Source organism: Aeromonas veronii, from assembly GCF_040215105.1.
GTDB lineage: Bacteria > Pseudomonadota > Gammaproteobacteria > Enterobacterales > Aeromonadaceae > Aeromonas > Aeromonas veronii_G.
In genome coordinates this window covers 3,478,119-3,504,074 of sequence record NZ_CP157875.1, presented here as the reverse complement: position 1 = coordinate 3,504,074, position 25,956 = coordinate 3,478,119, and the positions used below count along the sequence as shown (strand labels likewise).

Below are 25,956 nucleotides of genomic sequence, written 5' to 3'. Positions count from 1 at the left end.
CCAAAAGCATGGAGAAAGACATGAAGAAAGGATTATCCAAGATCGCCATGGCGCTGTTCGCCGCTGGCCTCGCGTTCAACGTCTCTGCCGCTGACATCAAGGTAGCCGTCGCCTCCGACGCCACCTCGCTGGATCCGCAGGAGCAGCTCTCCGGTCAGACCCTGGAGATGTCTCACCTGGTGTTCGATCCCCTGATGCGTTACACCCAGGATCTGCAATTCGAGCCGCGTCTGGCCGAAAAGTATGAGCGTATCGACGACAAGACCGTACGTTTCCACCTGCGCAAGGGCGTCAAGTTCCACTCCGGCAACGACTTCACCGCCGATGACGTGGTGTGGACCGTCAACCGTCTGAAGGCCTCCCCGGACTTCAAGGCCATCTTCGACCCCATCGCCGAAGTGAAGAAGGTGGATGATTTCACCGTGGATCTCATCACCGCCAAGCCGTTCCCGCTGGTGCTGCAGACCGTCACCTACATCTTCCCGATGGACTCCAAGTTCTACACCGGCAAGGATGAAGCCGGCAAAGACAAGGCCGAGATCGTCAAGAACGGCGACTCCTACGCCTCCACCCACGTCTCCGGTACCGGCCCGTTCAGCGTCAAGTTCCGTGAGCAGGGCGTGAAGCTGGAATACGTGCGCAACGCCAACTACTGGGACAAGGCCTCCAAGGGCAACGTCCAGAACCTGACCGTGGTGCCGATCAAGGAAGACGCGACCCGCGTAGCCGCCCTGCTGGGTGGTGACGTTGACATGATCTACCCGGTTGCCCCGAACGATCTGGAGCGTGTGAAGAACGGCAAGGATTCCCAGCTGGTGACCCTGTCCGGTACCCGCGCCATCATCATCGAGCTGAACCAGAACACCAACCCGGCGCTGAAAGACAAGCGCGTGCGTCAGGCGATCAACTACGCCATCAACCAGGTGGGTATCGTCGACAAGATCAACAAAGGCTTCGGCACCCCGGCCGGCCAGCTGAGCCCGAAAGGCTATGCCGGCTACAACGAGGCGCTCAAGCCCCAGTATGATCTGGCCAAGGCCAAGGAGCTGATGAAGGAAGCCGGTTACGAGAAAGGCTTCAAGGTGAGCTTCATCTCCCCGGCCGCCCGCTACGTCAACGACGTCAAGATCGCCCAGGCTGTCTCCGCCATGCTGTCCAAGATCAACATCAAGGTGGATCTGAAGACCATGCCGGTGGCCCAGTACTGGCCGGAGTTTGACAAGTGCGCCTCCGACATGCAGCTGATCGGCTGGCACGCGGATACCGAAGATACTGCGAACTTCTTCGAGTTCCTGACCTTCACCAAGGATGCCAAGACCGGCATGGGTCAGTACAACTGCGGCGGTTATGCCAACGCAGAAGCTGACAAGATGGTGATGGATGCGAACACCGAGACCGATCCGGCCAAGCGCGCCGCCATCCTGCAGAAGGTGGAAGCCATGCTGATCGACGACGCCGCCTATGTGCCGCTGCACTGGGAAGATCTGGCCTACGGTGCCAAGAAGAACGTCGATATCAAGCCGGTGGTCAACGTGATGAACTTCCCTTACCTGGGTGACCTGGTGGTCAACAAGTAAGCGAAGCGCTAAGGAAGGACCTGGCGGGGGTGGTCATTGCTGGCGCCCCCGCCATTAACAGAAGCCTGTGCCACGACACAGGCCACGTAGAAGGACAAGCATGTTTACATTCCTGCTGAAACGGTTCTATCAGGCCGTGATAGTGATGTTCGTCATCAGCCTGGTCGCCTTCTCCATCCAGGACAACCTGGGGGATCCGCTGCGCGAGCTGGTGGGACAATCCGTCTCCGAGTCCGTGCGCCAGGAGCTGCGCGACAAGATGGGCCTCAACGATCCCTTTTTGGTGAAATACAGCCGCTTCTTGCAGAACGCGGTGCAGGGGGATCTGGGCACTTCCTACTTCTTCAAGCGACCGGCTCTCGAGGTGATCCTCGACAAGCTGGTGGCTACCCTTGAGCTGGTGTTTGCCGCCGCCATCATCATCGTCGTTGTCTCCATTCCGCTGGGGGTATATTCGGCGATCAGGCCACGCAGCGTGCTCACCAAGCTCATCATGGCGGTCAGCAGCATCGGTATCTCGATCCCGGTCTTCCTGACGGCCATCATGTTGATGTATCTCTTCTCCATCCAGCTGGGCTGGCTGCCGGCCTATGGCCGTGGCGAGACCTACAACCTGCTGGGCTGGGAGTCGGGCTTCTTCACCTGGGACGGGATCTTGCACCTGATCCTGCCCGCGGTGTCGCTCTCCTCCATCATGCTGCCGCTGTTCATCCGGCTGGTGCGCTCAGAGATGCTGGAGCAACTCTCCTCCGAGTACGTCAAGTTTGCCCGCGCCAAGGGGCTGGACAACAACAAGGTCTACTATCAGCACGCCCTGAAGAACACCATGCTGCCGGTCATCACCGTCGGCGGCGTGCAGATCGGTACCATGGTGGCCTACACCATTCTGACCGAGAGCGTATTCCAGTGGCCGGGGACCGGCTTCCTGTTCCTCGAGGCAATCCACCGGGTCGATACGCCGCTCATCACCGCCTACGTCATCTTCGTGGGTCTCATCTTCGTGGTGACCAATACCCTGGTCGACCTGCTTTACGGGTTCATCAACCCGACCGTTAACTTGACCGCCAAGGGGTAAGCATCATGAGTAAGGCTATGACTGCAAGCCCAAGCCGTTGGGCACGTTTCAAGAACTCTGACATCGTCTACTACTTCCTGCGGGACAAGGTAGCCATGTTCAGCTTCGCGGTGTTTGTGGTGTTCGTGCTGGGGGCCCTGCTGGCGCCCTGGCTGGCCCCCCATAACGTCTACGATCTGACCAGCTTCGATCTGATGGATGCGGAACTGCCACCCTCCTGGCTGGAAGGGGGCGAGGAGCGCTTCTGGCTCGGCACCGACAACCAGGGCCGCGATATCTGGAGCACAATTCTGTACGGTGCCCGCATCTCCCTGACCATCGGCCTGTTCGCGGTGGCACTGCAGTTGCTGCTCGGCATCGTCATCGGCCTGCTGGCGGGCTATTTCGGTGGCCGTATCGACAACCTGCTGATGCGTTTTGCCGATGTGCAGCTCTCTTTCTCCACCATGATGGTGGCCATCATCATCTCCGCCATCTTCCAGGCGACCTTTGGCTCGGAGTTTTACTCCAAGTTCGCCATCCTGATGCTGGTGGTGATCATCGGTATCGCCGAATGGCCGCAATATGCCCGGACGGTGCGCGCCTCGGTGCTGGCCGAGAAGAAGAAGGAGTATGTGGAAGCGGCCCAGGTGATGGGGTTCCGTGCCCCGCGCATCATGTTCCGCCACATTCTGCCGAACTGCCTGTCGCCCATCCTGGTCATCTCCACCGTGCAGGTGGCGAACGCCATCATGAGTGAGGCCGCGCTCTCCTTCCTGGGGCTCGGCATGCCGGTGGATCAGCCGTCTCTGGGGTCCCTCATCAGTGTGGGCTTCAACTACATCTTCTCCGGCTCCTGGTGGATCACCGCCTTCCCGGGGATCTGCCTGGTGGTGCTGGTGCTGGTGATCAACCTGCTTGGTGACTGGCTGCGGGATGTGTTCAACCCCAAGATCTACAAAGGCTAAGACCCGAGTCGATAATTGAAGCAATCAAAAAGGGCGCCATGATGGCGCCCTTTTTCGTGACTGGATGGTCATCAGGCCTGTTGCCAGGCCTCGATGCTGGCGAGGATACCAGTGCCATCGAGCCCCAGCAGGGTGTAGATCTCCTCCTGGGTGCCTTGCTCGATAAAGCGGTCTGGCAGCCCGAGATTCAGTACCGGTTTGCACTGTTTGCTGCGCATCAGCAGCTCGTTCACCGCGGAGCCGGCGCCGCCCATGATGGCGTTGTCTTCCAGGGTGACGAATTGGTCGTGGGTCGCGGCAAGGGAGAGCACCAGCGCCTCGTCCATGGGTTTGACGAAGCGCATGTCCACCAGGGTGGCATCCAGCGCCTCGGCGGCGGCCTTGGCCTGGTGCAGCAGGGTACCGAATGCCAGGATGGCGATGCCCTTGCCGTCACGGACAATGCGACCCTTGCCTATCTCCAGCGCCGTCATCTCATTCTGGACCTCGATGCCGCAGCCGCTGCCACGGGGGTAGCGCACCGCCGCAGGCAGGTTGCACCGGTAGCCGGTGTAGAGCATCTGGCGGCACTCGTTCTCATCGGACGGGGTCATCACCACCATGTTCGGCACGGTGCGCAGGAAGCTGATGTCGAAGGCCCCCTGATGGGTGGGGCCGTCGGCGCCCACCAGACCGGCCCGGTCGATGGCAAACAGCACCGGCAGCTTCTGCAGTGCCACGTCGTGGATCAACTGGTCATAGGCCCGCTGCAGGAAGCTCGAGTAAATAGCCACCACGGGTTTCTGATCCGCGATGGCGAGCCCGGCGGCGAAGGTGACCGCATGCTGCTCGGCGATGGCCACGTCGAAATAGCGATCCGGATACTGCTGGCTGAATTTGACCAGCCCCGAGCCCTCGCGCATGGCGGGGGTGATGCCGACCAGCTTCTCGTCCTTCGCGGCCATGTCGCACAGCCACTGGCCGAAGATGGCGGAGAAGGTCGGCTTGCCGCCGCTGCTCTTGGGCAGGGTGCAGTCGTCCGGATTGAACTTGGGCACGGCGTGATAACCGATGGGATCCTTCTCGGCGGGCTCGTAACCCTTGCCCTTCTTGGTCTTGACGTGCAGCAGCTGGGGACCCTTGAGGTTGCGCATGTTGCGCAGGGTCTCGACCAGGGCGCCGATGTCATGGCCGTCGATGGGGCCGATATAGTTGAAGCCGAACTCCTCGAACAGGGTGCCGGGCACCACCATGCCTTTCAGATGTTCTTCTGCCCGCTTGGCCAGCTCCTTGACCGGGGGAACCCCCGCCAGCACCTTCTTGCCACCCTCGCGGATGGTGGTGTAGAGCTTGCCGGACATCAGCCGGGCCAGGTGGTTGTTCAGCGCCCCGACATTCTCGGAAATGGACATCTCGTTGTCATTGAGCACCACCAGCATGTCCTTGTGGACGTCGCCCGCGTGGTTGAGGGCCTCGAACGCCATGCCGGCGGTGATGGCCCCGTCGCCGATGACGGCGACCACCTTGCGTCCCAGCCCTTCGTGCTCGGCGGCAACGGCCATGCCGAGCGCGGCACCGATGGAGGTGCTGGAGTGGCCGACACTGAGGACGTCATACTCGCTCTCGTCGCGCCAGGGGAAGGGGTGGAGACCATCCTTCTGGCGGATGGTGTGAATGCGATCGCGCCGACCGGTCAGGATCTTGTGGGGATAGGCCTGATGGCCCACGTCCCAGACCAGCCGATCGAAGGGGGTGTTGTAGACATAGTGCAGGGCGACCGTCAGCTCGACGGTGCCAAGACCGGAGGCAAAGTGACCGCTGGAGCGGCTCACCGAGCGCAGCAGGTATTCGCGCAGCTCGTTGCACAGCACGGGCAGGCGCTCGAAGGGCAGGGATCGCAATTCGACCGGCGTGTCCGCGAGGGCCAGGTTGGGGTATTCGCTTATATCAACGCTCATCTTGTTACTGTTATCCAGCGTTTAGTGGGTTCGCTCGATGATGTAATCGGCAAACGCTTCCAGAATGTCGGTATTGTAGGGCAAGGATTGCAGGGCTGTTAAGGCCTTGTCATGCAGTTCGCGAGCCAGCTCACGGGCATTGTCGAGTCCGAGCAGGGCCGGATAGGTACTCTTTTCCAGCGCCAGATCCGAGCCTTGCGGCTTGCCCAGGGTCGCGGTATCGCCGGTGATGTCGAGGATGTCATCCTGCACCTGGAAGGCGAGACCGATGGCGGCCGCATAGGATTGCAGGGCGGCCAGGGTCTGTGGCGCGACATCTTCCTTGCACAGGGCACCCAGGGTGACGGCGCATTCGATGAGGGCGCCGGTCTTGTGACGATGCACCTGTTCGAGTTCGGCGAGGCTGACCCGGCGGCTCTCGGCTTCCAGATCCAGTGCCTGACCACCGCACATGCCGAGGTAGCCGGAAGCACGGGCCAGGGTGCTCAGCATCCGTACCCGGTTGGCCAGCAGCGTCTCGGGAAGGGGGTGGTCGGCCAGGATGGAAAACGCCAGGGTCTGCAGGGCATCTCCCGCCAGGATGGCGGTGCCTTCATCAAAAGCCTTGTGTACCGTCGGTTGGCCGCGACGCAGATCGTCGTCATCCATGGCGGGCAGGTCGTCGTGCAGCAGGGAGTAGGCGTGGATGCACTCCACCGCGGCGGCGGGGCCGTCGAGTCGCTCACTCGGAACGCCCAGCATCTCGCCCACGGCATAGACCAGGAAGGGACGCACCCGTTTGCCACCGAGCAGCAGCCCGTATTTCATGGCATCCCGCAGACGGGGGGCCATGGGGGGAAGGGCGTCAAGCTGCGCCGAGAGACAGTCGTCGATGCGCTGGCGGTGCAGGCGGGTGAAGTCGTCCAGGGTCACTCACTCCTCTCCTTGCTCAGGGGCGAAGGGAACCGCCTGTTCGCTGCCGTCGGCCTGGGTCAGCAGGATCTGGATTTTCTGTTCGGCCTGCTCCAGCTTCTGCTGGCCAGCCCGTACCAGGTGAATGCCTTGTTCAAACTGCTTGAGTGCCTCCTCGAGGGGGAGTGAGCCTTGTTCGAGCTGATGCACTATGGTTTCCAGCTCTTCCAGGGTGGCGTCAAAACTCAGGCGGTCGATTTTTTTACTGGCCATGTCCATCCTCGGGGATTGAAAAAACGGCTCATCTTAACATCGACCGGGCAGCGGGGGGAGGCAGAAAAGCGCAGAGTGCTCAAACTATCGCGCGGTTGGCCGATAAGCTGGGACTGGCATCCAGTGATTGCCTGATGGTTATTGCCTTGTATCGGGCTTGCTGCTCGCGGCGCAATAGCAGAAAATTCAACGCAGTATAAAAAATGGCAACTTAGATGACAGGAGTAGGGACGTGGATTTAGGCAGTCTGATAGGCATAGTGCTGGGCTTTGGCGTCGTCATCTATGGCATGTTGTTGGGCGGTCCGGTGACCATGTATGTGGATATGCCGTCGGTCTATATCACCATATTGGGCTCCCTGTTCATCTGCATGATGAAGTTCAACCTCAACCAGTTTTTCATGGCCTTCAAGGTGGCGGGCAAAGCCTTCATGTATAAGGGGGACAAGCTTGATGACCTCATCGCCAAGGCTGTCGAACTGGCCGATGCCGCGCGCAAGGGCGGTTTCCTGGCCCTGGAGGCGGCGGAGATCCCCAATGCCTTCATGAAGAAGGGCATCGACATGCTGGTGGATGGTCACGACGCCGATGTGGTGCGGGCCGTGATGGAAAAGGACATCGACCTGACCTCTGAACGTCATGTCACCGCCATCAAGGTGTTTCGCTCCCTCGGGGATCTGGGGCCGGCCATGGGCATGATAGGTACCCTGGTGGGGCTGGTGGCCATGCTGGCCAACATGAGCGATCCCAAGTCCATCGGTCCGGCCATGGCGGTGGCCTTGCTGACCACCCTCTATGGCGCCATCGAGGCCAACATGATCGCCATTCCCATCGCCGACAAGCTGGAACTGCGCAGCGGCGAGGAGCGGCTGAGCCGTACCCTGATCCTGGACGCCATCATGGGGATCCAGGACGGTCAGAATCCGCGGGTGATCCAGGCCATGCTGCAAAACTACCTGCACCAGTCCAAGCGCAATAACGGGATCGAGTAGGAGCCGTCATGTCAAAGTGCAAGTGTCCGCCTCCCGGTCTGCCCGGCTACATGGGCACCTTCGCCGATCTGATGTCGCTGCTGATGTGCTTCTTCGTGCTCTTGCTCTCCTTTGCCGAGATGGATGTGCAGAAGTTCAAGCAGATAGCGGGATCCATGGAGAAGGCGTTTGGGGTGCAGAACATCCTGGAGGTGAAGGACATCCCCAAGGGCACCTCCGTCATCGCGCAGGAGTTCAGGCCTGGGCGGCCCGAGCCGACCCCTATCGATACCATCATGCAGCAGACCATCGATCTGACCCAGACCGAGCTGGAATTCCAGCCCGGTGACTCGGATCAGGCCGGCGGCAAGGACAAGACGGACGGCAACCTGACGGGGGGCGACAGCGCCCATCAGGCCCAGAAGGCGCAGGAGCAGTCCAACGCCCTGGCGAAATCCCTGGCCGAGCAGATGCAGGCCCAGATCCAGGACGGCGCCATCGAGATAGAGGCGTTGGGGCAGCAGATCATCATTCGCATACGTGAAAAGGCGGCATTTCCTGCTGGCTCTGCCTTCCTTCAGCCCCAGTTCTGGCCGGTGATCCGCAAGGTGGCTGCGCTGCTCAAGGATGTGCCGGGGGAGATCACCGTCTCCGGTCATACCGATGATGTGGCCACCCAGGACGAACTGTTCCAGTCCAACTGGGAGTTGTCTTCCCAGCGCGCAGTGGCGGTGGCCCACCAGATGATCAAGGTGCCGGGGTTTGATTCCAACCGACTGGTGGTGCAGGGCATGGCGGATTCCCAGCCGCTGGTGCCCAACAACAGCCCGGAGAACAGGCGCATGAACCGACGGGTGGAGATCTCCATCATGCAGGGCAAGCCGACCGTCTCGGCTCCCATCGGCGTGTCGGAAGGCGGGCCGGTTTCCCCCTAAAGCGCGATCCCGCTCTCAGGGGCTTCCATGGATTTTGTGGCAGCTTCATATTAAGATGCCCCATCCGAACCGATAGCTGCGGCTCTCTTTGATTGCCGCAGCTTCTCTTTATAAAGCAACCCAGGTTTCGACTATGAATCATACTCCGATGACTGTTCGCGGCGCCGAGAAGCTGCGCCAAGAGCTCGACTATCTGAAGAGCGAGCTGCGTCCCCAGATTATCGAAGCGATCGCTGAGGCCCGTGAGCATGGTGATCTGAAAGAAAACGCCGAATACCATGCCGCTCGTGAACAACAGGGTTTCTGTGAAGGCCGCATTCAGGAGATTGAAGGCAAGCTCTCCAATGCCCAGGTGATCGACATCACCAAGATCGCCAACAATGGCCGCGTCATTTTTGGTGCGACCGTGACCTTGCTGAAAAGCGAGACGGAAGAGGAAGTGGTGTACCGCATCGTGGGTGATGACGAGGCGGACATCAAACAGAACATGATCTCCGTGAACTCTCCCATCGCCCGTGCCCTGATCGGCAAGGAAGTGGACGACGTGGCCATCGTCAAGACCCCTGCGGGTGACGTGGAGTACGAGATCCTGGCAGTCGAATATCTCTAAACTAAGGGATGTGACTGACGAAACAGGGGAGCCCGGCTCCCCTGTTTGCATTCACTCCGCCTGATATTCCCGGGTGAAGGCATCCTGGTGGCGCAGGAAGATCCAGTCCCGCAGTCGCTCCCTGTCTACCTGACCTAGTTGGTACTGCAGCGCCCAATCCTGTCCCGGTCGATGGGACCTGATGGGTCTTATCAGGGTGGCGGTGATTGGCAGAGGGAGAAGGCTTTCGATCAGCAGGATCCCGTCGAACGTATTGCCCCTGCCAAGGGTTGGGGGCAATCCCGTTGCGATGAGGCCACCCACCGAGAGGCTGGGAACTTCATAGGTTCCATCCGCCGTCTGCAAGCTGGCGCTGACATCGAGGCGCCAGGGGCGCAGATGAGCATGGCCCAGCTCGGAAATGGCCGGGGCTGCGATGCGCAGTTCGCCGTGGCCCTCCTCCTGCTCGGTGTTGTAGAGAGGGAAGCGCAACTGATGGCCGGCGATGCGGGCTTCGAGCACCAGGGCGTCGGCACGTTGCAGCAGGCTTTGCAGGGGAGGGTTCAGGTAACCCCGCAGGAACTGGCCGGTGGCCATCTCCTCGGCGTTTCCCAGCTCCCGCAGCATGGTCAGCTCCTCATCGGTGAGGATTGGTTGCTTGTCCATAGAGGTATCCGCAAGTATTCATCGCAGGTTAAGGGCCTGATGACTATTTTGGCAAGCGACTTGGGAAGAAGGGAAAGAAATGAAGGAAAGAGCGAATGCTCTTTCCTGTTACTTGCGCGGTAATTGGATCTTGGGTTCGGTGGCCTGACGGTAGATGGTCAGCACGTGGCCCATGCTCTGTACCTTGGTGGCGCCGGTCTCACGGACGATGGCGTCCATCACCAGCTGTTTCATCTCACGATCTTCAGACGCAACCTTAACCTTGATCAGTTCGTGGTGGGCCAGGGCCAGATCGATCTCGGCCAGCACCCCTTCGGTCAGACCGTGTTGTCCCAGCAGGACGACCGGCTTCAGGCTGTGGGCGAGGCCCTTGAGGTACTGTCTCTGTTTATTGTTGAGAATCATGGCAATTTCTTCATAAGTCAGGGTTGAAAGGGGCGTATTCTACCCCCACTTAGCCCTTAATACTAATAGCCCTTGTGGTTTTTTAAAGTCGACAATCATGACCCAGAAAAAGCATTCCCCGAGTTCAACCCGCTGGTTAAAAGAGCATTTTGACGATCAATACGTCAAAAAAGCCCAGAAATTGGGACTGCGTTCCCGCGCCGTGTTCAAGATTGACGAGATCCAGGGCAAGGACAGGCTGCTCAAGTCGGGTATGACGGTGGTGGATCTCGGGGCGGCCCCCGGTGGCTGGTCCCAGTTCGCCATCGATCAGGTGGGTGACAACGGACGAGTGATCGCTTGTGACATTCTGCCGATGGATTCCATCGCCGGTGTCGATTTCCTGCAAGGGGACTTTCGGGAGGAAACTGTACTCGGCGCCTTGCTGGAACGTGTAGGCCCGAACAAGGTGGATGTGGTGATGTCCGATATGGCTCCCAACATGAGTGGCACCCAGCAGGTCGACCAGGCCCGTTCCATGTATCTGGTCGAACTGGCGCTGGACATGTGCAACCAGGTGCTGCGCACCAACGGCAGTTTCGTGGTCAAGGTGTTCCAGGGAGAGGGATTTGATGCCTATCTCAATGAAATCCGTAAACTTTTTACTGCCGTCAAGATTCGAAAACCCGACTCGTCCCGTGCCCGTTCACGAGAAGTCTACATTGTGGCTACCGGTTTTAAACTGTAGTACCCTAACCCTCATCGTTAACTGTCAGTCTGCGAGGTCATTGATTTGAGTGACATGGCGAAAAACCTAATCCTGTGGCTGGTCATCGCCGTCGTGTTGATGTCGGTGTTCAATAGCTTCAGCCCCAGCGATACCAACAGTCGCCAGCTGGACTATTCCAGCTTCGTTAAAGAAGTGACCCAAGAGCAGATCCGTGAAGTGCGGATGGATGGCAAGGTCATTAATGGCGTCAAGCGCACCGGTGAACGTTTCACGACCATCATCCCGGCGCCGGATCCCCAATTGCTCAACGATATGCTCAACCACAACGTCAAAGTCGTGGGTGAGAAGCCGGAAGAGCCGTCTCTGATCACGTCCATTCTCATCTCCTGGTTCCCGATGCTGTTGCTGATCGGTGTCTGGGTCTTCTTCATGCGTCAGATGCAGGGTGGCGGTGGCAAGGGTGCCATGTCGTTCGGCAAGAGCAAGGCTCGCCTGATGAGCGAAGATCAGATCAAGACCACCTTCGTCGACGTCGCCGGTTGTGACGAAGCCAAGGAAGAGGTGAAGGAGCTGGTCGACTATCTTCGTGATCCGACCAAATTCCAGAAGCTGGGTGGCAAGATCCCCACCGGCGTGCTGCTGGTCGGCCCGCCCGGTACCGGTAAGACCCTGCTGGCCAAGGCCATAGCGGGTGAAGCCAAGGTGCCTTTCTTCACCATCTCCGGCTCCGATTTCGTCGAGATGTTCGTGGGTGTGGGTGCTTCCCGGGTGCGCGACATGTTCGAGCAGGCCAAGAAATCCTCTCCCTGCATCATCTTCATCGATGAGATCGATGCGGTCGGTCGCCAGCGTGGCGCCGGTCTCGGCGGTGGTCACGATGAGCGTGAGCAGACCCTGAACCAGATGCTGGTCGAGATGGATGGCTTCGAAGGCAACGAAGGCGTCATCGTTATCGCCGCGACCAACCGTCCCGATGTACTGGACCCTGCACTGCTGCGTCCGGGCCGTTTCGACCGTCAGGTCGTGGTCGGTCTGCCGGATGTCCGTGGTCGTGAGCAGATCCTGAAGGTGCATATGCGCAAGGTTCCCTTGGCGGATGACGTCAATGCGGCCCTGATCGCTCGCGGTACCCCGGGCTTCTCTGGCGCTGATCTGGCCAACCTGGTCAACGAAGCCGCCCTGTTCTCTGCCCGTGAGAGCCGTCGTGTCGTCTCCATGAGCGAGTTCGAGAAGGCCAAGGACAAGATCATGATGGGGGCGGAACGTCGCTCCATGGTGATGAAGGAGTCCGAGAAGGAGATGACGGCTTACCACGAGGCGGGTCACGCCATCATTGGTCGCGTCGTCCCGGATCACGATCCCGTCTACAAGGTCTCCATCATCCCGCGTGGTCGTGCGCTGGGTGTGACCATGTACCTGCCCGAGCAGGATCGCTGGAGCCACTCCAAGCAGCATCTGGAGTCCATGATCTCCAGCCTGTACGGCGGCCGTCTGGCGGAAGAGTTGATCTACGGTGCCGAGAAGGTATCGACCGGCGCGTCCAACGACATCGAACGTGCCACCGACATCGCTCGCAAGATGGTCACCCAGTGGGGCATGTCCGAGCGTCTGGGGCCCATGCTCTATGCGGAAGAGGACGGTGAAGTCTTCCTCGGTCGCAGCATGGCCAAGGCCAAGCACATGTCCGACGACACCGCTCGCATCATCGATGCGGAGGTCAAGCAGGTCATCGATCGCAACTACGACCGTGCCAAGCAGATCCTGCTGGACAACATGGACGTACTGCACACCATGAAAGATGCGCTGATGAAGTACGAGACCATCGATGCCAAGCAGATCGACGATCTGATGGCCCGTCGCGAGGTCCGTGCTCCCAGCAACTGGCACGATGAACACGGTGATACCCCGCAAGGTGGCGCCAGCGTGAGCAGCGAGCCGGAAGCGAAAGCTCAGGCCGATGACAGCAGCGCTCCGCTGACTGACATCGACAAGGCGAACGACGTGCCAGCCAAATAAGTCGTGATCATCCAAACCCCGGGCTTGCCCGGGGTTTTTCTTTATACGGACATGCGTGATTTTCTCAGCAGATGGAAGTGAAGATGCAATTGAGCAGCAAAGGGTGCAGTCTTTCCCTCGAGCGTCCCCATGTGATGGGGATCCTCAACGTGACACCGGATTCCTTCTCCGATGGTGGTCGTTTCAATCAGGTGGAGCTGGCCCTGAGCCGTGTGCGCCAGATGATGGCGGAGGGGGCGACCATCATCGATATCGGCGGTGAATCGACTCGCCCAGGCGCACCCGATGTGACTGACCAGGAGGAGCTGGACCGGGTGATCCCCGTGGTCGAGCGGATAGTGCAAGAGCTGGAGGTGATGATCTCCCTTGATACCTCCAAGGCCGTGGTGATGAGAGAGGGCTGCGCCGCAGGGGCACACCTCATCAATGACGTACGAGCCTTGCTGGAGCCGGGAGCCCTGGTTGCGGCAGCGGAGGCTGATGTGCCCGTCTGTCTCATGCATATGCAGGGGCAGCCGCGCACCATGCAGGCCGAACCTCACTATGATGATCTGCTGGGGGAGGTGAGGGCTTTTTTTGACGAGCGCATCGCCGCCTGTCTGTCGGCGGGGATCAGGCGCGAGCATCTGCTGCTGGACCCTGGTTACGGTTTTGGCAAGACGCTGGCCCACAACTATCAACTGCTGGCGGATCAGCACAAGTTGCTCGATTACAATCTGCCGCTCTTGGTGGGTATGTCGCGAAAGTCTATGATAGGCAATCTGCTCGGCTGCCCGGTCGATGAACGGCTGGCGGGCAGTTTGGCCTGTGCCCTTATCGGGTTGCAACAGGGTGCCAGGATCATCCGGGTACACGACGTACGCGCCACCATGGACGCGCTGCGCGTGGGCTGGATGACCATGACGGGACAAGATTTCGTATCCAAATAAGAAAAAGAGAACAGACAATGACCAGAAAGTACTTCGGCACCGATGGCGTGCGCGGCAAGGTGGGTGAATACCCCATTACCCCGGATTTCGTGATGAAGCTGGGTTGGGCTGCCGGCAAGGTGCTCTCCAAGAAGGGCACCAAGAAGGTGCTGATCGGTAAGGACACCCGCATCTCCGGTTACATGCTGGAATCGGCGCTGGAGGCTGGACTCTCCGCCGCCGGTCTCAAGGCGATCTTGATGGGGCCCATGCCCACTCCGGCGGTAGCCTATCTGACTCGTACCTTCCGTGCCGAGGCCGGTATCGTCATCAGCGCCTCCCATAATCCCTATTACGACAACGGCATCAAGTTCTTCTCCGCCGACGGCACCAAGCTGCCCGATGACGTCGAGCTTGCCATCGAGGCCGAGCTGGATCACGAACTCAAGTGCGTGGAGTCGGCCGAGCTCGGCAAGGCCCAGCGCATCGACGATGCCGCCGGTCGCTACATCGAGTTCTGCAAGAGCACCTTCCCCAGCCACCTGAGCCTGGAAGGGTTGAAGATGGTGGTGGATTGCGGCCATGGTGCCACCTATCACATCGCTCCCTCCGTGTTTCGTGAGCTGGGGGCCGAGGTGATCGCCATCGGTTGCAGCCCGGATGGTCTGAATATCAATAACGGTGTCGGCTCCACCGCTCCCGAGGCGTTGGCTGCCAAGGTGCTGGAATGCAAGGCCGATCTCGGCGTCGCCTTCGACGGTGACGGTGACCGCCTGGTGATGGTGGACAACACCGGCTACATCATCGACGGGGACGAGATCCTCTACATCATCGCTCGCGATGCCCTGCGCAACGGCCGCCTCAAGGGCGGCGTAGTTGGTACCCTGATGGCCAACATGGGGTTGGAGCTGGCACTGCAAACCCTCGGCATCCCCTTCGCCCGTGCCAAGGTGGGCGACCGCTACGTGCTGGAGATGATGAACGAGAAGGGCTGGCGGATTGGCGGCGAAAACTCCGGTCACATCATCTGCCTGGATCAGACCACCACCGGCGACGGTATCGTCGCGGCACTGCAGGTACTCACTGCGATCTGCACCGCCGAAATGCCGCTGGCCAAGTTGCGCTCCGGCATGAGCAAGTTCCCGCAGGTGCTGGTCAATGTACGTTTTGCCGAAGGCAAGGATCCGCTGACGGCCGACGCCGTGCAGCAGGAAGTGGCCAAGGTGGAACAGGAACTGGCTGGTCGTGGTCGTGTCTTGCTGCGTAAATCCGGCACCGAGCCCCTGATCCGGGTGATGGTGGAAGGTGAGCACGAGCAGCAGGTTCTGGATATGGCGAATCGCATCGCCAAACAGGTCGAATCGGCGTTTTAATGAGCATTAAGGGCGGCTTTTTAGTCGCCCTGTTCGTATCTTGTTCAAACGATTCGAAAATTTGAAAATAGCACTTGTCAGCTGAGCATCCTCTGGATATTATCAGCCCCGCTTTCGCAAGGGAGTTGCCGATGGGACATCGCAAGCCGTTTGTAGCAGCCAATTGGAAGTTGCACGGTAGTAGGTCGCAGTTAGAGCAGTTTACGAGTCAGTGCCTTCAAGGCATGGATGAAGAAGTAGACGTGGTCTTGTGTCCATCCCATGTGCATCTCGACTTCACAGCTGCACTGCTCAATGAGCAGAAGGTAATGAGGTTGGGGGCTCAGAATGTGAGTCAGCACCAGTGGGGCGCTTATACGGGTGAAGTCTCGTGTGAGATGTTGATTGAGGCAGGATGTCGCTACGCATTGGTAGGGCATTCCGAGCGCAGGCGTCTCTTTGGTGAGACCAGTTTTATCGTCGCGGAGAAGTTTGCGGCAGCCAGAGCAGCAGGCTTGATCCCCATCCTCTGTTTGGGGGAGTCGGGTGCGGCGAGGCAGGCGAGAAGAACCTTCGAGGTGATCGCCGAAGAGCTGGATATCGTCATAGAGAAAAATGGCGCGATGGCTTTCGATAATGCTATCATCGCCTACGAGCCGATTTGGGCTGTAGGTACAGGTAAATGCGCCACACCCGAGCAGGCACAAGAGGTTCATTCCTTTATACGCGGTCGCTTGGCGGAGGATACTCCGGTAATAGGTGAGAAAGTCAGAATCATCTATGGTGGGAGCGTGACACCGGCCAATGCACGAGATTTGTTTGCCCAGACTGATATAGACGGTGGTCTGATAGGCGGAGCGAGTCTCGATGACAAGGCGTTTTTAGGAATCGTTGAAGCGGCAAAGGGTGCAAGTTAAATGTACGAAATTCTTTTAGTCGTTTATCTGCTGGTATCGCTGGCCCTGATTGGCCTGGTGATGATTCAGCAAGGTAAAGGGGCTGATATGGGCGCCTCCTTCGGCGCAGGGGCATCGAATACAGTATTCGGCTCCGGTGGTTCAGGCAGTTTCCTGACCCGCACAACTGCAATTTTGGCGACTCTGTTCTTTTTGATTAGCCTGGTGCTCGGATCCATGTCCAGCAACAAGGTAAAACAGGGTAGCGAGTGGGAAAATCTGCAACAGACTCAACAAGTTGAGCAGACCAAAGCGCCAGTGAAGAAAGATACTGACGTTCCTGAATAAAGAGTTTTTGCCGTGGTGGTGGAATTGGTAGACACGCTATCTTGAGGGGGTAGTGCTCTAGGGTGTGCGGGTTCGAGTCCCGCCCACGGCACCAATTAAGCAGTGAACCCGGGTAACCGGGGTGTTATAGCCAGTCAGTCTTGTGTGACGAGAATGAAGTGGCTATAATCTCGCACGATTTCGGACGCGGGGTGGAGCAGCATGGTAGCTCGTCGGGCTCATAACCCGAAGGTCGTCGGTTCAAATCCGGCCCCCGCAACCAAATTTCACGCATTTCCTACGCTCAGGAAGGCGGTCGCTGCGAGGCGACAATCAGGGTAACGCGCCAAGCCCCGATTTGACATCGGGGCTTTTTGTTATGTGCAATTTACTCTGAATCGATCTCTATCTGGGCTATATGCCCTTTTTTTGTTTTTCGGAGGGTGACTTTGGCTACGTTGGAACAACGTTTGACCGATCTGCTCGAGGCTCCTGTCGTTGCCTTGGGTTTCGAATTGTGGGGTGTCGAGTTTATCCGTGCGGGTAAACACTCGACCCTGCGCGTTTTCATCGACAGCGAACAAGGCGTGACGGTTGAAAACTGTGCCGAGGTGAGCCACCAGGTAGGTGCCATCATGGACGTTGAAGATCCCATCACCGAGGAGTACTACCTTGAGGTTTCTTCTCCCGGTCTGGATCGCCCGCTGTTCAAGGTCACCCAGTTCGAAAAATACGTTGGCCAAGAGGCGGCGGTTTCGCTTCGGATGGCAACAAACAACCGCCGCAAGTTCAAAGGCGTAATCAAAGCTGTGCAGGGGGACATGATCACCCTGACGGTAGATGGTAAGGACGAGGTGTTGGCTTTCACCAATATCCAAAAAGCGAACATAGTGCCGAACTTTGGTTAACGAGGCTATCGGATATGAATAAAGAGATTTTGCTGGTCGTTGACGCTGTGTCCAACGAGAAAGCGGTTCCCCGTGAGAAGATTTTCCAGGCTCTGGAGACGGCGCTGGCGACTGCGACCAAGAAAAAGTACGAAGGCGAGATTGAAGTTCGTGTCGAGATCGATCGCAAGACCGGTGACTACGACACCTATCGCCGTTGGGTCGTCATCGCCGATCAGGCCGCGATGGAGAACCCCTACGCCGAGATCACCCTGGAAGCCGCTCAGATTGAGCAGCCGGAAATCCAGATCGGCGAGTACGTAGAAGACCAGATTGACTCTGTCACCTTCGACCGTATCACCACCCAGACCGCCAAGCAGGTCATCGTGCAGAAAGTGCGCGAAGCCGAGCGCTCCCAAGTCGTTGACCAGTTCAAGGACAAGGAAGGCACCATCATCAGCGGTGTGGTCAAGAAGAGCAACCGTGACAACGTGATCCTGGACTTGGGCAGCAATGCCGAGGCGGTGATCTTCCGTGACGACATGCTGCCGCGCGAGACTTTCCGTCCGGGCGACCGCATCCGTGGTCTGCTCTATGCCGTCCGCCCGGAGGCCCGTGGCTCCCAGCTGTTCGTCAGCCGTTCCAGCCCGGACTTCCTCAAAGAGCTGTTCCGCATCGAAGTGCCGGAGATCGGTGAAGAGATGATCGAAATCATGGGCGCCGCCCGTGACCCGGGTTCCCGCGCCAAGATCGCGGTCAAGACCAACGATCGTCGCATCGACCCGATCGGCGCCTGCATCGGCATGCGCGGTGCCCGCGTGCAAGCCGTCTCTGCCGAGCTGAGCGGTGAGCGTGCCGACATCGTGCTGTACGATGACAACCCCGCTCAATACGTGATCAATGCCATGGCGCCTGCCGATGTGGCCTCCATCATCGTCGATGAAGACAACCACACCATGGACATCGCCGTGGAAGCCGCGAACCTGGCCCAGGCCATCGGTCGCAACGGTCAGAACGTGCGTCTGGCCTCCCAGCTGACCGGTTGGGAGCTGAACGTCATGACCGTCGAGGACATGCGTGCCAAGCACCAGGCCGAGAACGATCGCATCCTGACCCTGTTCACCAGCGCTCTCGACATCGACGACGATTTCGCCAGCCTGCTGATGGAAGAAGGTTTCTCCACTCTGGAAGAGATCGCCTTCGTCCCGGTCAACGAGCTGCTGGCCATCGACGGTCTGGATGAAGACATGGTCGAAGAGCTGCGCAAGCGTGCCAAGGATGTGTTGACCACCAAGGCCCTGGCCAAAGAAGAGTCCTTCGAAGGCGTCGAGCCGTCCGAAGACCTGCTCAATCTGGCCGGCCTGAGCCGTGATCTGGCCTATGCCCTGGCGGCTCGCGGTGTGGGTACCCTGGAAGATTTGGCAGAGCAAGGTATTGATGACCTTGCCGACATTGAAGAGCTGACCGCCGAGAAGGCAGGTGAGTTGATTATGGCTGCTCGCAATATCTGTTGGTTCGGAGAAGAGCAGTCTAGTTAAGATCAAACGGAGGAAAATGAATGGCAGAAGTATCAGTCAAACAACTTGCCAGTGACATCGACACGCCGGTTGATCGTCTTCTCCAGCAGTTCGCCGATGCCGGTATCGTTAAGAGCAAGGCCGACGACATGATCAGCGAGTCTGAGAAACAGACTCTGCTGGCTCATCTGAAGAAACAGCATGGAGGTGACGAGATCACCGCGCCTGCCCGCATGACCTTGCAGCGCAAGACCAAGAGCACCCTGAGTGTTCAGGGGACTGGCGGCAAGAACAAAGAAGTGCAGGTAGAAGTACGCAAGACTCGCACCTATGTAAAACGCTCGGCGCTGGAAGATGAACAGCGTCAGGCGGAAGCCGAGGAAAAAGCGCGTTTGGAAGCAGAAGAAAAAGCTCGCCACGAGGCCGAAGAGAAGGCTCGTCGCGAGGCTGAGGAGAAGGCTCGCCGTGAGGCTGAGCAGGCTCGTCGTGAAGCTGAGGAAAAGGCGCGGATCGAGGCACAACAGAAGGCCGGACGGGCTCAACAGCCCGTCAAAGCAGCCGTTAGCACAGCTCAGCAAGAGGCAGAAAAGATGGCCAAGCGCGAAGCAGAAGAACTGAAGCGCCAGCAAGAACAGGCAGCCTTGACCAAGGCTGAAGAACTCGCCGCCAAGAAAGCCGAAGAGGCTCGCATCATGGCGGAACAGAATGCCGGCCGTTGGGCCGAGGAAGAAGCCGCTCGTGCCAAAGAGAGCAGCGACTACCATCTGACCACCAACAAGCACGCGCAAGCGGCTGAGGATGAGTTGGATCGCAAAGAAGAGACCAGCCGTCGTACCGCCGCCGCCGCCAAGGGACCGAAGAAAGTCGGTCGCCGTGACGACGATCGTAACGATCGCAACTCCCGTGACCCGCGCGCTCGCAAGGGCAAGCGTGGCAAGGTTGCCATGCCCAACGCCATGAAGCACGGCTTCAACAAGCCGGCTGCCGTGGTGAACCGCGACGTGGTGATCGGTGAAACCATCACTGTGGCCGAGCTGGCCAACAAGATGGCCGTCAAGGGCGTCGAAGTCATCAAGGTGATGATGAAGATGGGTGCCATGGCCACCATCAACCAGGTCATCGACCAGGAAACCGCTCAGCTGGTTGCCGAGGAGATGGGCCACAAGGTGGTGCTGCGCCGTGAGAACGAGCTGGAAGAGGCGGTACTGTCCGATCGTGACGAGACCTCCGAAGCCAAGCCGCGCGCGCCGGTCGTGACCATCATGGGTCACGTTGACCACGGCAAGACCTCGCTGCTGGATTACATCCGCAAAGCCAAGGTCGCCGCAGGGGAAGCCGGTGGCATTACCCAGCATATCGGTGCTTATCACGTCGAAACCGAAAGCGGCATGATCACCTTCCTGGATACTCCGGGTCACGCAGCCTTTACCTCCATGCGTGCTCGTGGTGCCCAGGCGACCGATATCGTGGTACTGGTCGTGGCAGCCGATGACGGCGTCATGCCGCAGACCATCGAAGCCATCCAGCACGCCAAGGCGGCCGGTGTGCCCCTGGTGGTCGCGGTCAACAAGATCGACAAGCCGGAAGCAGATCCGGATCGCGTCAAGACCGAGCTGGCCCGTTACAACGTCATGTCTGAAGACTGGGGTGGCGATTGCCAGTTCGTCCATGTCTCCGCCAAGTCTGGCGAGGGCATCGATGAGCTGCTGGAAGCCATCCTGATCCAGGCCGAAGTTCTGGAGCTGAAAGCGGTGTTCGATGGCATGGCCAACGGCGTCGTTATCGAGTCCTTCCTGGACAAGGGTCGTGGTCCGGTTGCCACCGTACTGGTACAAGAAGGTACCCTGCGCCAGGGCGACATCGTCTTGTGCGGTCTGGAATACGGTCGTGTCCGCGCCATGCGTGACGAACTGGGTCGCGAGATCAAGGAAGCGGGTCCGTCCCTGCCGGTGGAAATCCTCGGCCTGTCCGGCGTTCCCTCTGCCGGTGACGAAGCCACCGTCGTGCGTGACGAGAAGAAAGCCCGTGAAGTGGCGCTCTATCGTCAGGGCAAGTTCCGCGAAGTCAAGCTGGCTCGCCAGCAGAAGGCCAAGCTGGAGAACATGTTCGCCAACATGACCGAGGGCGAAGTGTCCGAAGTGAACGTGGTGATCAAGGCCGACGTGCAGGGTTCCGTGGAAGCGATCTGCGATGCGCTGGTCAAGCTCTCCACCGACGAGGTCAAGGTCAAGATCGTGGGCTCCGGCGTGGGTGGTATCACCGAAACCGATGCGACCCTGGCTGCCGCTTCCAGCGCCATCCTGGTGGGCTTCAACGTTCGTGCCGACGCCTCCGCGCGCAAGGTCATCGATGCCGAGAGCCTGGATCTGCGTTACTACTCCGTCATCTATGACCTGATCGACGAAGTGAAGCAGGCCATGAGCGGCATGCTGGCCCCTGAGTATCGTCAGGAGATCATCGGTCTGGCTGAAGTGCGTAGCGTCTTTAAGTCACCGAAGTTCGGCGCCGTTGCCGGCTGTATGGTCACCGAGGGTGTGGTCAAGCGTTCCAACCGTATTCGCGTTCTGCGTGACAACGTGGTTATCTATGAAGGCGAGCTGGAATCCCTGCGTCGCTTCAAGGATGACGTCAACGAGGTCCGCAACGGTTACGAGTGTGGTATCGCGGTCAAGAACTACAACGACGTACGCGAAGGCGACCAGATCGAAGTTTACGAGACCGTTGAAATCCAGCGGACTCTGTAAGCCGAGCGTGAATCAAAATAGGGGGCCACGGCCCCCTTTTATCGCAGGATAGAATATGGCCAGAGAATTCAGCCGGACCCGTCGGGTCGGGCAGCAGATCCAGCGTGAAATCGCGCTGATCCTGCAGCGCGAGGTGAAAGACCCGCGTATCGGCATGGTGACCGTTTCCGATGTGGAAGTGTCCAAGGACCTGAACTATGCCAAGATTTACGTCACCTTCCTGCAGCTGGAGAATGACGCCGAGCGCATCGCGGAAGGGCTCAAGGGCCTGACCGAAGCCGCCGGCTACATCCGCAGCCTGCTGGGTAGCGCCATGCGTCTGCGGGTGGTGCCGGAGCTGCGTTTCTACTACGACCAGACCCTGGTCGAGGGGATGCGCCTCTCCAACCTGGTGACCAACACTGTGCGTGAAGACAAGCGTCGCATGACCGAAGCCGGCCGTGACGAAGACGAAGCCGCACCGGATGATACTACTGAGGACAAAGCCTGAGATGTCTCGAAGACGTCGTTTCAAGGGCCGTGACGTACACGGTATCCTGCTGCTGGACAAACCCACCGGCCTGACCTCCAACGATGTGTTGCAGAAGGTCAAGCGCATCTACAATGCCGCCAAGGCCGGCCACACCGGTGCCCTGGACCCCCTGGCGACCGGCATGCTGCCGATCTGCCTGGGTGAGGCGACCAAGTTCTCCCAGTATCTGCTGGAGGCGGACAAGCGCTATGAGGTGACTGCCAAGCTCGGCGAGCGCACCAACACCAGCGACTCCGACGGCGAAGTGGTCTCCACTCGTCCGGTGAACGTGGCCGTGGGTACCCTGATCGAGGCGCTGGACCAGTTCCGCGGCCCCATCATGCAGGTGCCGTCCATGTATTCCGCGCTCAAGCACAACGGTCGTCCGCTCTACGAGTACGCCCGTGAAGGCATCGAGATCGAGCGCGAAGCCCGCCCCATCACCGTCTTCGAGCTCAAGTTGCTGAGCTTCGAAGGGGATGAGGTGCGCCTCGAGGTGCATTGCAGCAAGGGGACCTACATCCGCTCCCTGGTGGATGACCTTGGCGAGGTGCTGGGTTGTGGCGCGCACGTCACCCAGTTGCGCCGTACCCAGGTTGCAACCTATCCCTATGATCGGATGCTGACCCTGGATCAGCTCGAGTGCATCTTCGAGCAGGCCAAGACCGAGAGCATTCCTCCGCGTGAACAGCTCGATCCCCTGCTGCTGCCGATGGATACCGCCGTGGCGTCCCTGCCCGAGGTGAACATGCTGGCCGCGGTTGCCGCCTATGTGAACCAGGGCCAGGCCGTGCAGGTCGCAGGCGCGCCGCAGAGCGGTCAGGTCCGCATGACGGTGGGTCCGGAGCGCGAGTTCATCGGAGTGGGTGAAATCGACGACGACGGTCGCGTGGCGCCCAAGCGTCTGGTGCGCTACCACGACGAAGAGTGATTCTTGACCCTCAACACCGGTTCAGGGTCTGACGACAGGCCGTGAACCGGGTTCAGGCGGTATCGGCGGCTGGCAGGCATCCATCTTGCTGCTTGCCGCGCTTTCTCGTTGCGAAAGCGAGCGGGTGCGATTATGATACCGCCCTCATTTCATGGCTGAATTAGAGATCGGCTGTGAACCTTTAAACTCTCTACTGGAGTAATACCATGTCTCTAAATGCTGAGATCAAAGCTTCCATCGTTGCTGACAACGCCCGCGCTGCCAACGACACTGGCTCCCCCGAAGTGCAGGTTGCCCTGCTGACTGCCCAGATCAACCATCTGCAAGGTCACTTCAAGGAGCACGCGAAGGATCACCACGGTCGTCGCGGTCTGCTGCGCATGGTTTCCCAGCGTCGTAAGCTGCTGGACTACCTGAAGCGTAAAGACGTTCAGCGTTACGCTGCTCTGATCGCCAAGCTGGGTCTGCGTCGTTAATCGACCATCAGATTTCGCGAAAAAGGGGAACCTCAGGGTTCCCCTTTTTTCTTGCCTGATTTTCAGGTGCCGCAAGCCGTTGCCTGCCTCACAGAATTTGTCTCTCCGCTTACCTTTTGATTCGAATCAAGTATACTTGCACGCGAATTTAAAGCGCCAAATTGTAAAAAGGAAATTCACGTGAATCCTATTGTAAAGTCATTCCAGTACGGTCAACACACCGTTACCCTGGAAACCGGTGTGATGGCCCGTCAAGCCACTGCGGCCGTCATGGTCAGCATGGACGATACCTGCGTATTTGTGACCGTTGTCGGCAAGAAAGAGGCCGACCACGGCCGTGATTTCTTCCCGCTGACCGTCAACTATCAGGAGCGTACCTATGCTGCTGGTCGTATCCCGGGTGGTTTCTTCCGTCGTGAAGGTCGTCCGAGTGAAGGCGAGACCCTGATCTCCCGTCTGATCGACCGTCCTATTCGCCCGCTGTTCCCGGAAGGCTTCCTCAATGAGGTTCAGGTGGTTGCCACCGTCATGTCCGTGAATCCGCTGGTTTCCCCGGACATCGTCGCCATGATCGGTGCCTCCGCGGCCCTGGCCATCTCCGGCATCCCGTTCGGCGGTCCCATCGGCGCAGCCCGCGTGGGTTACATGAACGGTCAGTATGTGCTGAACCCGACCACCAAGGAACTGCCAGAGAGCGATCTGGATCTGGTGGTTGCCGGTACCGCCAATGCGGTGCTGATGGTGGAATCCGAAGCGGCCATCCTGTCTGAAGAGACCATGCTGGGCGCCGTTGTCTACGGTCACGATCAGATGCAGACCGTCATCAACGCCATCAACGAATTCGCCGCCGAAGTCGGCACCAAGCCCTGGGCCTGGACTGCGCCTGCCGTCAACGAAGCCCTGAAAGCCAAGGTGGCCGAACTGGCCTCTGCCGAGCTGGGCGAAGCCTACCGCATCACCGAGAAGGCCGTGCGCTACGAAGCCATCGGTGCCATCAAGGCCCGTGTGGTCGAGCAAGTCATCGCCTCCGGCGTGGAAGAAGATGCCAAGAAGATCGGCGAAGAGTTCCACAGCCTGGAAAGCCGCATCGTCCGTGGCCGTGTGGTCCGTGGCGAGCCGCGCATCGATGGCCGCGATCCGGAGATGATCCGCGCCCTGTCCGTTGGTACCGGCATCCTGCCGCGCGCCCACGGTTCCGCCCTGTTCACCCGTGGTGAGACTCAGGCCATCGTGGTTGCGACCCTGGGTACCGAGCGTGACGCCCAGAACATCGACGAGCTGTCCGGCCACCGTGCCGACCGCTTCATGCTGCACTACAACTTCCCGCCGTACTGTGTCGGTGAGACCGGCATGATGGGCAGCCCCAAGCGTCGCGAAATCGGTCACGGCCGTCTGGCCAAGCGCGGCGTTGCTGCCGTAATGCCGAGCGCCGCCGAGTTCCCGTACGTGGTGCGTGTGGTTTCTGAAATCACCGAATCCAACGGTTCCTCCTCCATGGCTTCTGTCTGTGGTTCCTCCCTGGCGCTGATGGATGCCGGTGTGCCGATCAAGGCCTCCGTCGCCGGTATCGCCATGGGTCTGGTGAAGGAAGAAGAGGGCTTCGTCGTGCTGTCCGACATCCTGGGTGACGAAGACCACCTGGGTGACATGGACTTCAAGGTTGCCGGTACCACCGAGGGTGTGACCGCCCTGCAGATGGATATCAAGATCGAAGGCATCACCAAAGAGATCATGGAGATTGCCCTCAAGCAAGCCCGTGGCGCTCGCCTGCACATCCTGAAGGTGATGGACGAAGCCATCCAGGCGCCGCGTGCCGAGATCTCCGATTTCGCCCCGCGCATCCACACCATCAAGATCAATCCTGAGAAGATCAAGGACGTGATCGGCAAGGGTGGTTCCGTGATCCGCGCCCTGACCGAAGAGACCGGCACCAACATCGAGCTGGATGATGACGGTACCGTCCGCATCTCCGCCGTTGACAACGATGCCGCCAAGGAAGCAATCCGTCGCATCGAGGCCATCACCGCCGAGATCGAAGTGAACCGCATCTACGAAGGCAAGGTCGTGCGTCTAGCCGACTTCGGCGCCTTCGTCAACATCCTGCCGGGTAAAGACGGTCTGGTACACATCTCCCAGATCACCGATGCCCGCGTGCAGAACGTGGCCGACTTCCTGAAGATCGGTGACGTGGTGAAGGTGAAGGTACTGGAAGTGGATCGTCAGGGCCGCGTGCGCCTCTCCATCAAGGAAGCGAACGCACCGACCGAAGCCGCCGCACCGGCAGCCGAAGCCGTCGAGGCACCTGCCGCCGAATAAGGCCGCAGCAGAATGAAAAAGCCGACCCCTGGGTCGGCTTTTTTTATGCGTCATGGCATCGCAGTGATGTTCCGTCGACAAAGGGCATTGTTCCTTTCGGC

The 25,956-nt window shown here is 59.3% G+C and carries 24 protein-coding genes and 2 tRNA genes; 21 read left to right on the top strand and 5 right to left on the bottom strand.

Annotated elements, in window-relative coordinates:
* The first annotated feature begins 20 nt into the window (after positions 1-20).
* The 3 genes from ABNP46_RS16130 to ABNP46_RS16120 all read left to right on the top strand — a co-directional run bounded on the left by ABNP46_RS16130 (position 21) and on the right by ABNP46_RS16120 (position 3,599).
* Entirely contained in the window at positions 21-1,577 is a 1,557-nt protein-coding gene (locus ABNP46_RS16130; protein WP_349919190.1) for an ABC transporter substrate-binding protein, read from the top strand.
* A 100-nt stretch (positions 1,578-1,677) separates the two neighbouring features.
* Positions 1,678-2,652: an ABC transporter permease gene (locus ABNP46_RS16125; RefSeq protein ID WP_349919188.1), complete on the top strand. Its 975-nt coding sequence runs from the start codon at positions 1,678-1,680 to the stop codon at positions 2,650-2,652.
* Between the two features lie 5 nt (positions 2,653-2,657).
* Entirely contained in the window at positions 2,658-3,599 is a 942-nt protein-coding gene (locus ABNP46_RS16120; protein WP_349919187.1) for an ABC transporter permease, read from the top strand.
* A 71-nt stretch (positions 3,600-3,670) separates the two neighbouring features.
* Here the strand turns inward: ABNP46_RS16120 and dxs are convergent, their stop codons facing one another.
* Genes dxs through xseB form a run of 3 tightly spaced genes read right to left on the bottom strand, consistent with a single transcriptional unit; the run spans position 3,671 to position 6,700 of the window.
* Positions 3,671-5,536, bottom strand: coding sequence for a 1-deoxy-D-xylulose-5-phosphate synthase (gene dxs, locus ABNP46_RS16115; protein ID WP_349919185.1), 1,866 nt, complete (start codon positions 5,534-5,536; stop codon positions 3,671-3,673).
* Between the two features lie 21 nt (positions 5,537-5,557).
* A complete protein-coding gene (gene ispA, locus ABNP46_RS16110) occupies positions 5,558-6,448 on the bottom strand; it encodes a (2E,6E)-farnesyl diphosphate synthase (protein ID WP_349919184.1) in 891 nt (296 codons plus the stop codon).
* The gene (gene xseB / locus ABNP46_RS16105) at positions 6,449-6,700 is read right to left on the bottom strand and encodes an exodeoxyribonuclease VII small subunit (RefSeq protein WP_349919182.1); all 252 of its coding nucleotides are present in this window, start codon (positions 6,698-6,700) and stop codon (positions 6,449-6,451) included. It lies immediately after the preceding gene.
* Positions 6,701-6,932: 232 nt separating this feature from the next.
* Here xseB and pomA point away from each other — a divergent pair, with 232 nt between their 5' ends.
* From pomA to greA, 3 genes are all read left to right on the top strand, one after another.
* Complete coding sequence (gene pomA, locus ABNP46_RS16100; RefSeq protein ID WP_349919181.1) at positions 6,933-7,691, top strand: flagellar motor protein PomA; 759 nt, start codon at positions 6,933-6,935, stop codon at positions 7,689-7,691.
* An 8-nt stretch (positions 7,692-7,699) separates the two neighbouring features.
* Entirely contained in the window at positions 7,700-8,605 is a 906-nt protein-coding gene (locus ABNP46_RS16095) for a flagellar motor protein MotB (protein WP_349919179.1), read from the top strand.
* 133 nt (positions 8,606-8,738) lie between these two features.
* Positions 8,739-9,215, top strand: coding sequence for a transcription elongation factor GreA (greA, locus tag ABNP46_RS16090; RefSeq protein ID WP_349919177.1), 477 nt, complete (start codon positions 8,739-8,741; stop codon positions 9,213-9,215).
* Between the two features lie 51 nt (positions 9,216-9,266).
* Here greA and ABNP46_RS16085 read toward each other — a convergent pair whose 3' ends face one another.
* Together ABNP46_RS16085 and yhbY are read right to left on the bottom strand one after the other, a co-directional pair.
* Positions 9,267-9,860: a PilZ domain-containing protein gene (locus tag ABNP46_RS16085; protein ID WP_349919176.1), complete on the bottom strand. Its 594-nt coding sequence runs from the start codon at positions 9,858-9,860 to the stop codon at positions 9,267-9,269.
* A gap of 108 nt (positions 9,861-9,968) precedes the next feature.
* Positions 9,969-10,265 (bottom strand): ribosome assembly RNA-binding protein YhbY, encoded by a 297-nt coding sequence (gene yhbY / locus ABNP46_RS16080; protein WP_349919174.1) that lies wholly within the window; start codon positions 10,263-10,265, stop codon positions 9,969-9,971.
* Positions 10,266-10,362: 97 nt separating this feature from the next.
* Here yhbY and rlmE point away from each other — a divergent pair, with 97 nt between their 5' ends.
* The 15 genes from rlmE to pnp all read left to right on the top strand — a co-directional run bounded on the left by rlmE (position 10,363) and on the right by pnp (position 25,855).
* On the top strand, positions 10,363-10,992 hold the full coding sequence (gene rlmE, locus ABNP46_RS16075; RefSeq protein WP_349919173.1) for a 23S rRNA (uridine(2552)-2'-O)-methyltransferase RlmE: 630 nt from the start codon (positions 10,363-10,365) through the stop codon (positions 10,990-10,992).
* Between the two features lie 45 nt (positions 10,993-11,037).
* Positions 11,038-12,990, top strand: a complete 1,953-nt coding sequence (gene ftsH, locus ABNP46_RS16070; RefSeq protein ID WP_349919172.1) for an ATP-dependent zinc metalloprotease FtsH — start codon at positions 11,038-11,040, stop codon at positions 12,988-12,990.
* Between the two features lie 83 nt (positions 12,991-13,073).
* The gene (gene folP / locus ABNP46_RS16065; RefSeq protein WP_349919170.1) at positions 13,074-13,919 is read left to right on the top strand and encodes a dihydropteroate synthase; all 846 of its coding nucleotides are present in this window, start codon (positions 13,074-13,076) and stop codon (positions 13,917-13,919) included.
* 17 nt (positions 13,920-13,936) lie between these two features.
* Positions 13,937-15,271 (top strand): phosphoglucosamine mutase, encoded by a 1,335-nt coding sequence (glmM, locus tag ABNP46_RS16060; protein ID WP_349919169.1) that lies wholly within the window; start codon positions 13,937-13,939, stop codon positions 15,269-15,271.
* 131 nt (positions 15,272-15,402) lie between these two features.
* The gene (gene tpiA / locus ABNP46_RS16055) at positions 15,403-16,167 is read left to right on the top strand and encodes a triose-phosphate isomerase (RefSeq protein WP_349919168.1); all 765 of its coding nucleotides are present in this window, start codon (positions 15,403-15,405) and stop codon (positions 16,165-16,167) included.
* Entirely contained in the window at positions 16,168-16,494 is a 327-nt protein-coding gene (gene secG, locus ABNP46_RS16050; protein ID WP_025326063.1) for a preprotein translocase subunit SecG, read from the top strand. It begins immediately after the preceding gene.
* Positions 16,495-16,503: 9 nt separating this feature from the next.
* Positions 16,504-16,588, top strand: a tRNA-Leu gene (locus ABNP46_RS16045).
* Positions 16,589-16,679: 91 nt separating this feature from the next.
* A tRNA-Met gene (locus tag ABNP46_RS16040) sits at positions 16,680-16,756 on the top strand.
* Between the two features lie 166 nt (positions 16,757-16,922).
* Positions 16,923-17,381 (top strand): ribosome maturation factor RimP, encoded by a 459-nt coding sequence (gene rimP, locus ABNP46_RS16035; protein ID WP_349919167.1) that lies wholly within the window; start codon positions 16,923-16,925, stop codon positions 17,379-17,381.
* A gap of 14 nt (positions 17,382-17,395) precedes the next feature.
* On the top strand, positions 17,396-18,898 hold the full coding sequence (gene nusA, locus ABNP46_RS16030; RefSeq protein WP_349919165.1) for a transcription termination factor NusA: 1,503 nt from the start codon (positions 17,396-17,398) through the stop codon (positions 18,896-18,898).
* A 20-nt stretch (positions 18,899-18,918) separates the two neighbouring features.
* A complete protein-coding gene (infB, locus tag ABNP46_RS16025) occupies positions 18,919-21,621 on the top strand; it encodes a translation initiation factor IF-2 (RefSeq protein WP_349919164.1) in 2,703 nt (900 codons plus the stop codon).
* Between the two features lie 55 nt (positions 21,622-21,676).
* Positions 21,677-22,111: a 30S ribosome-binding factor RbfA gene (gene rbfA, locus ABNP46_RS16020; RefSeq protein ID WP_100861222.1), complete on the top strand. Its 435-nt coding sequence runs from the start codon at positions 21,677-21,679 to the stop codon at positions 22,109-22,111.
* A 1-nt stretch (position 22,112) separates the two neighbouring features.
* Positions 22,113-23,063: a tRNA pseudouridine(55) synthase TruB gene (truB, locus tag ABNP46_RS16015; RefSeq protein ID WP_349919162.1), complete on the top strand. Its 951-nt coding sequence runs from the start codon at positions 22,113-22,115 to the stop codon at positions 23,061-23,063.
* 206 nt (positions 23,064-23,269) lie between these two features.
* Positions 23,270-23,539: a 30S ribosomal protein S15 gene (gene rpsO / locus ABNP46_RS16010; RefSeq protein ID WP_100861224.1), complete on the top strand. Its 270-nt coding sequence runs from the start codon at positions 23,270-23,272 to the stop codon at positions 23,537-23,539.
* 180 nt (positions 23,540-23,719) lie between these two features.
* Complete coding sequence (gene pnp, locus ABNP46_RS16005; RefSeq protein WP_349919161.1) at positions 23,720-25,855, top strand: polyribonucleotide nucleotidyltransferase; 2,136 nt, start codon at positions 23,720-23,722, stop codon at positions 25,853-25,855.
* Positions 25,856-25,956 lie beyond the last annotated feature (101 nt).

Excerpts from the sequence above, each read along its gene's own strand:
- ABNP46_RS16130 (WP_349919190.1), top strand. The coding sequence starts at position 21 with ATGAAGAAAGGATTATCCAAGATCGCCATGGCGCTGTTCGCCGCTGGC.
- greA (WP_349919177.1), top strand. The coding sequence starts at position 8,739 with ATGAATCATACTCCGATGACTGTTCGCGGCGCCGAGAAGCTGCGCCAA.
- infB (WP_349919164.1), top strand. The coding sequence starts at position 18,919 with ATGGCAGAAGTATCAGTCAAACAACTTGCCAGTGACATCGACACGCCG.
- rpsO (WP_100861224.1), top strand. The coding sequence starts at position 23,270 with ATGTCTCTAAATGCTGAGATCAAAGCTTCCATCGTTGCTGACAACGCC.
- ABNP46_RS16085 (WP_349919176.1), bottom strand. The coding sequence starts at position 9,860 with ATGGACAAGCAACCAATCCTCACCGATGAGGAGCTGACCATGCTGCGG.
- yhbY (WP_349919174.1), bottom strand. The coding sequence starts at position 10,265 with ATGATTCTCAACAATAAACAGAGACAGTACCTCAAGGGCCTCGCCCAC.
- ABNP46_RS16120 (WP_349919187.1), top strand. The coding sequence starts at position 2,658 with ATGAGTAAGGCTATGACTGCAAGCCCAAGCCGTTGGGCACGTTTCAAG.
- glmM (WP_349919169.1), top strand. The coding sequence starts at position 13,937 with ATGACCAGAAAGTACTTCGGCACCGATGGCGTGCGCGGCAAGGTGGGT.
- xseB (WP_349919182.1), bottom strand. The coding sequence starts at position 6,700 with ATGGCCAGTAAAAAAATCGACCGCCTGAGTTTTGACGCCACCCTGGAA.
- rbfA (WP_100861222.1), top strand. The coding sequence starts at position 21,677 with ATGGCCAGAGAATTCAGCCGGACCCGTCGGGTCGGGCAGCAGATCCAG.
- tpiA (WP_349919168.1), top strand. The coding sequence starts at position 15,403 with ATGGGACATCGCAAGCCGTTTGTAGCAGCCAATTGGAAGTTGCACGGT.
- rlmE (WP_349919173.1), top strand. The coding sequence starts at position 10,363 with ATGACCCAGAAAAAGCATTCCCCGAGTTCAACCCGCTGGTTAAAAGAG.
- ABNP46_RS16125 (WP_349919188.1), top strand. The coding sequence starts at position 1,678 with ATGTTTACATTCCTGCTGAAACGGTTCTATCAGGCCGTGATAGTGATG.
- nusA (WP_349919165.1), top strand. The coding sequence starts at position 17,396 with ATGAATAAAGAGATTTTGCTGGTCGTTGACGCTGTGTCCAACGAGAAA.
- ABNP46_RS16095 (WP_349919179.1), top strand. The coding sequence starts at position 7,700 with ATGTCAAAGTGCAAGTGTCCGCCTCCCGGTCTGCCCGGCTACATGGGC.
- truB (WP_349919162.1), top strand. The coding sequence starts at position 22,113 with ATGTCTCGAAGACGTCGTTTCAAGGGCCGTGACGTACACGGTATCCTG.
- dxs (WP_349919185.1), bottom strand. The coding sequence starts at position 5,536 with ATGAGCGTTGATATAAGCGAATACCCCAACCTGGCCCTCGCGGACACG.
- secG (WP_025326063.1), top strand. The coding sequence starts at position 16,168 with ATGTACGAAATTCTTTTAGTCGTTTATCTGCTGGTATCGCTGGCCCTG.
- folP (WP_349919170.1), top strand. The coding sequence starts at position 13,074 with ATGCAATTGAGCAGCAAAGGGTGCAGTCTTTCCCTCGAGCGTCCCCAT.